The organism is Schwartzia sp. (in: firmicutes) (assembly GCF_978017985.1).
The window spans coordinates 1-4,837 of the sequence record NZ_CDXDFU010000075.1 but is presented as its reverse complement, the minus strand read 5'-3'; the positions used below and the strand labels follow the sequence as shown (position 1 = coordinate 4,837).

Genomic DNA, 4,837 nt, shown 5'->3' with positions numbered 1-4,837 from the left:
TTCGAGGTAGATGGATTGAGCACAAAAAGAAAAATCCCCAACCCACATCATGGGCTGGGGGATTTTTTATGCTATTATTTTGCTTCTTTAAAAGCGCTTTTCGGCTGTCCGCACAGAGGACATACGTAATCATCGGGTTCACTGCTGAGGTCGCCTTCATGCTCAAAGCCGCAGACAGGGCAGATATAAACCTTTCCTGCAGGAGTTTGTTTTTCCGGCTGATATTTCTCTAAAATCTTGCCGAGGATTACGCCGTGATTGCCCTCCTGCTTTGCGAAAACCTCCATTTCATCTGCAGCTTCAGCAAAGCCTGCGGAACGGACTTTTTCAGCCATGGCCATGACCTGCGCCTCGCCGTTGATTTCAGCCTTTTGCAGGGCGCGCAGGAGATTCCAGAAGTTTTCCGGATATTTGCCGTTCATTACAGCGTAAAATCCTGCATGGACAGCCTCCTGATTAGCGGTTTCAATGAGTTCCTCCGCGATATCATCGAAGCCCTGCTCCTTGGCAAGACGTGACAGCGCGTAGTACAGCATTGTTCCGTTTGCCTCAGCCGTCATGGCTGCTTTTATCATGTTCTCTAGTTCCGTGTTTTTCGTTAATCCGTAAATGCTCATAATTTTTCCTCCTGATCAAACAAAGCTGCTATAAAATTTAACGCAAAATTTTCATCATGATGGTTCATATCACGCTGACTTCTGTTTACGATTTTTATTATACATCAAAATTGTATTTTGTCAAATACAATTTTGTAAAATTATATTTGATTTGATGATAAAGTGATGATAAAATTGTATAAAAGATTTTGAATAACAGAGGCGAAAATAAATGAGCAACAATAAAAAATGCAATGCGCTGCTTCTTGAGAATCAGCTTTGCTTTCCGATTTATGCTGCTGCAAGAAAGATAGTTGCGGCGTACAATCCTTTCCTTAAAGAGATAGATTTGACATACCCCCAATACGTCACAATGATGGTGCTGTGGGAGGAAAACGAGGTCACTATGCGCGACCTGGGCAGACGTCTTTACCTTGACTCAGGTACGCTTACACCCGTGCTGAAAAAACTGGAGGCAGCGGGATATTTGAAACGCTGCCGCAATCCGGAGGACGAGCGTCTTGTCATGATAACACTCACGGACAAGGGCGCGGAGCTGAGAAAAAGGGCGGAAAAGATACCGGGTGAAATGGTATGCCTTGTAAATAAAAAGGGAGAATTGTTTTCTGATGAAGAAGTATCTGCGCTGAAGGAGCAGCTCTACAGAATCATCAGGGCTTTGGAGTAATGGGGACATTGAATGAAATATAATGAAATCGCAAGAGCAAAATTTATCAGACGCCCAAACCGTTTTGTGGCGCAGGTGGAGCTTGACGGCCATGAGGAAACGGTTCATGTGAAAAACACGGGAAGATGCATGGAGCTTCTTCTGCCCGGGGCAGAGGTCATTCTTTCAAAAGGAGAAAATCCGAATCGAAAGACTGCGTATGACCTGATTGCCGTGAAAAAGGCGGGGCTTGGGCTTATCAATATTGACAGCCAGGCGCCGAACAAGGTCATGGGTGAATGGCTGGCAGGCAGAGGCTATGATTTTGTGAAGCCCGAATATAAATATGGAAATTCACGGATAGATTTTTACATGGAACGGGGAGAGAAGAAATATCTGCTTGAGGTCAAGGGCTGCACCCTTGAACGCGGAGGTATGGGCTATTTTCCCGACGCGCCTACGGAACGAGGGATAAAGCATATCCATGAGCTTATAGAGGCGAGGCGGAAAGGATATTGGTGCGGACTGGCATTTGTTATCCAGATGCCCGAGGTCTCCGAGGTGCGGCCGAATATCGAAACACACTCTGCTTTTGGTGAAGCGTGGAAGGAAGCGCTTGCCGCAGGTGTGAAAATATGGTTCCTCGGCTGCGCCGTGAAGGAAAACTCATTAACTGTAGATGACAAAAGAGTGATGGCGGAAGAATGAAAAATTCTTCCGCCTTTTTTATGAAAAATAACTGAATTTTAATGTACGGGAAAAATTCAGATAATTACGTTATGATACCTCATGTACTGTGTCCGCGCGTGCGGAACTTAATCGGTCTTTAATCAGAGGTTTTATGTTTTATCGACGAAGCCGAAATATATTACGATTCGAGGTAAAGAACGTGGTATTTGGAAGAGTAAAAGAGTGGATGAGAGTAAACTGGTTTCCTGATGATGAGGCGCGCTTTAAAAAATATATGGCGGTGCTGTTTTTGATTAAGGCAATGACGCTTATCATTCTGCTGACCAGGTTTTCGCCAACCATCGCTTCACTGGGAATATTAGGGGCTGCCTATGGTATATATGCAGTATCGAGGCTGACACTTACGGTAATGTTGTTTTATATTTTTTACAAGGGCAAAGTCTGGCAGTTCATGTTCAAGACAATTCCGTGCATGTTTCTCAGTCTTCTGGTCATGTGCATAACGGCCATGTATATGGGGCCTGCCGCCGTGCTGATATTCGTTGGTTCGTCAATTTATCACAACCGCAAACGGTTCAAAATGTATATGAAATATAAGCAGTACACTAAGTACACGATAATTGCCATGATAATTTCTGTAACCGCTGTCGCCTTGACTTGGCTGGGGTTCAAAAGAATGAGCGGGGAAGAATATATTATGTTCCGCATGGCATTGTCACTGTTTACGCTTATTCCGGTATTCATGCTGTGGAAACTGCTGAAAAGCGAGATTGAGGGGGGACGGAGCTTCTATGAGGCTATTCGCATTGTGTCCATTATGGGCATTGCATTCTTGTTATTTTTGCTGGGCTGGATGACTGTCATACCGGTTAAATTTTTGTCCGATAAAAGCCTGCTGGGTGACGAGGATAATGACTTCTTCGCGTTGCAGCATTGATAACTGTACAGATATGAAAAGGCGGTGCCACACGGCACCGCCTTTTAAGTTTGTCGTTTTCAAAGTAATACGACAGCAGGCACTCCCTTATTCCGCGTCTTCGTCCATTGTCTCCAATAGGAAGCTTACGGGGCGGAAGCCGTCGTTGCAGGAAATCATGGCGGAACGTGGATTTTTCATCCAGCCGTCATAAAAATTCTTCGCGCCGTGAGAAAGTGCCATGACAAATGGAGACATGGACTCCCATGCGCTTTCACACATGCCGTCGGGGCGTTGCCAGCCGTTGGCAATGAATACCGAGCCCTCCTGTATGTCACAGGCGTGTTCTATGGGATTTTCGTATTTCTCTATCAAATCGGGATAGCATGCCTTCCGCATGACGGTTATCCGTACTTTTTTCATGTCGATACCTCCGGTGCGTTTTAGAATAAGTTTATCATATTTGGGTTAATAAAATGAACCGGTGGTTACTGCAGCAAGCTCAATACTCCTGAAGAATTTTGGTTTGCCTGAGCGAGCATTGACTGGGCAGCTTGTGCCAGTACACTGCTTTTTGTATAGTTTGCCATTTCCATTGCCATGTCTGCGTCACGGATAGTTGATTCGCTTGATTGTGTGCTTTCATGCGATATAACGATGTTCGACTCGGTCATTTGCAGACGGCTGATTTGCGCGCCTACGAGACAATTTGCATTTGTCAGGTATTTGATGGCTTTGTCTAAAAGACCTTCATCTTCCTCCGTGATATACTCTCCGCTGCGGGTATAGCCCGGTTTGTTGCCTAAAAGCTCTTCACGGCTCTTGGCAGTTAATACATTGAATTCCGACAAGTCTCTGGTTCCGGATTGATATCCAAAAAGATGATCCATCGTCGTTTGCGGAATTCGTACGCGGATATTCATGCTGGCACGGTCGGTATGATGGATGATGAGGTCATTGACACGTAAATGCTGTACTCCTTCGGAGATATTGTCGATAACACCATCGGCAATCTTTGCTCCATCGATTTGGTATGTATATTCGCTGGTGTTGACGCGTCTTGTCCGATTGTCGTAAATTGTCAGCGTTCCGTTTTTAGTGTCAGATGCCAAGCGGAAATAGTGATCCCAGTAAGGATCTCCGCTAGTAAGAACTGGCTGAGCCTGGTCGTATATGGCGGCTGCCAGATCGTTTGCGTTATGCACCTGCGAAACATCTATCAGGAGAGTTTTTACGTCCTTGCCTTCCGCACCGCTGCGAGGCCTGCTATCGGCATTGTGCAAGCCATTCACGAATTCGATGTTGAACCACTGTCCCTGATGTGTAGCGCAATAAACCCGGAAACCTTTACCGTCTAAATCGTCAGGAATAGATTTGCCGGCAAGAGCTGATGCGAAATCTATTGTATAAGAGCGCAAAGTACCCTTGTACGCGTGAACATCATCCCTGTTCCCGGCGGTACCGCCTATATAGGATTCAAGCACAATCTTTCCTTCCTCAATGGAATTGTCCTCGTTGTGAGTTTTTGCCCGATCTCCGAGTTTTTCTTTTAACCAGGTTGTAGCCACATCTGCCACAGATTTCCCTGAGGAGACCTGACCGCGCAGTTCATTCAAATCTAGGGCAGTTGCACCACTAAATAGTGGAACTGCCTCAATGGAACGAGCTTTATGTGTTGTAGGGGAAAAATCTCCGTGAGAATCTACAAAACCGTACATGGGTGCTTTCTTCTCCATAAGGCGGTTATCTAAATAATATTCCCATTGGAGGACTTTGCCCTTCAATTCACTTATGAAAGATTCCATATCGGATTCATTGTATTTGTCAGCGTATGAGGTTAAATCCATTGTAAAGGTCGCTTTAACGTCGGAATCTTTCGCGTTTGTAGTTGTATTGGTGGCACCAAGCTTTGTAAGTGACTTTAATTCATCGACAACAATTGGCGTGCTGTTTGTTTGTTTTTCTTTG

At 45.2% G+C, this 4,837-nt stretch carries 6 protein-coding genes; 3 read left to right on the top strand and 3 right to left on the bottom strand.

Going from position 1 to position 4,837, the window contains the following annotated elements; all coding sequences use genetic code 11:
- Positions 1-74: 74 nt before the first annotated feature.
- The gene (locus ACY69O_RS03500) at positions 75-617 is read right to left on the bottom strand and encodes a rubrerythrin family protein (RefSeq protein ID WP_462332085.1); all 543 of its coding nucleotides are present in this window, start codon (positions 615-617) and stop codon (positions 75-77) included.
- Positions 618-828: 211 nt separating this feature from the next.
- Here ACY69O_RS03500 and ACY69O_RS03495 point away from each other — a divergent pair, with 211 nt between their 5' ends.
- The 3 genes from ACY69O_RS03495 to ACY69O_RS03485 all read left to right on the top strand — a co-directional run bounded on the left by ACY69O_RS03495 (position 829) and on the right by ACY69O_RS03485 (position 2,890).
- A complete protein-coding gene (locus ACY69O_RS03495; protein ID WP_462332084.1) occupies positions 829-1,284 on the top strand; it encodes a MarR family winged helix-turn-helix transcriptional regulator in 456 nt (151 codons plus the stop codon).
- Positions 1,285-1,296: 12 nt separating this feature from the next.
- Positions 1,297-1,971 carry a DNA/RNA nuclease SfsA gene (gene sfsA / locus ACY69O_RS03490; RefSeq protein ID WP_462332083.1) on the top strand — a complete coding sequence of 225 codons (675 nt, stop codon included), beginning with the start codon at positions 1,297-1,299 and terminating at the stop codon, positions 1,969-1,971.
- A gap of 181 nt (positions 1,972-2,152) precedes the next feature.
- Positions 2,153-2,890 (top strand): hypothetical protein, encoded by a 738-nt coding sequence (locus tag ACY69O_RS03485; protein ID WP_462332082.1) that lies wholly within the window; start codon positions 2,153-2,155, stop codon positions 2,888-2,890.
- An 87-nt stretch (positions 2,891-2,977) separates the two neighbouring features.
- Here the strand turns inward: ACY69O_RS03485 and ACY69O_RS03480 are convergent, their stop codons facing one another.
- Together ACY69O_RS03480 and ACY69O_RS03475 are read right to left on the bottom strand one after the other, a co-directional pair.
- Positions 2,978-3,292, bottom strand: a complete 315-nt coding sequence (locus ACY69O_RS03480; protein ID WP_462332081.1) for a TIGR04076 family protein — start codon at positions 3,290-3,292, stop codon at positions 2,978-2,980.
- Positions 3,293-3,357: 65 nt separating this feature from the next.
- Positions 3,358-4,837: flagellin (locus ACY69O_RS03475; RefSeq protein ID WP_462332080.1), on the bottom strand; the 1,480-nt coding region annotated here is incomplete at its 5' end.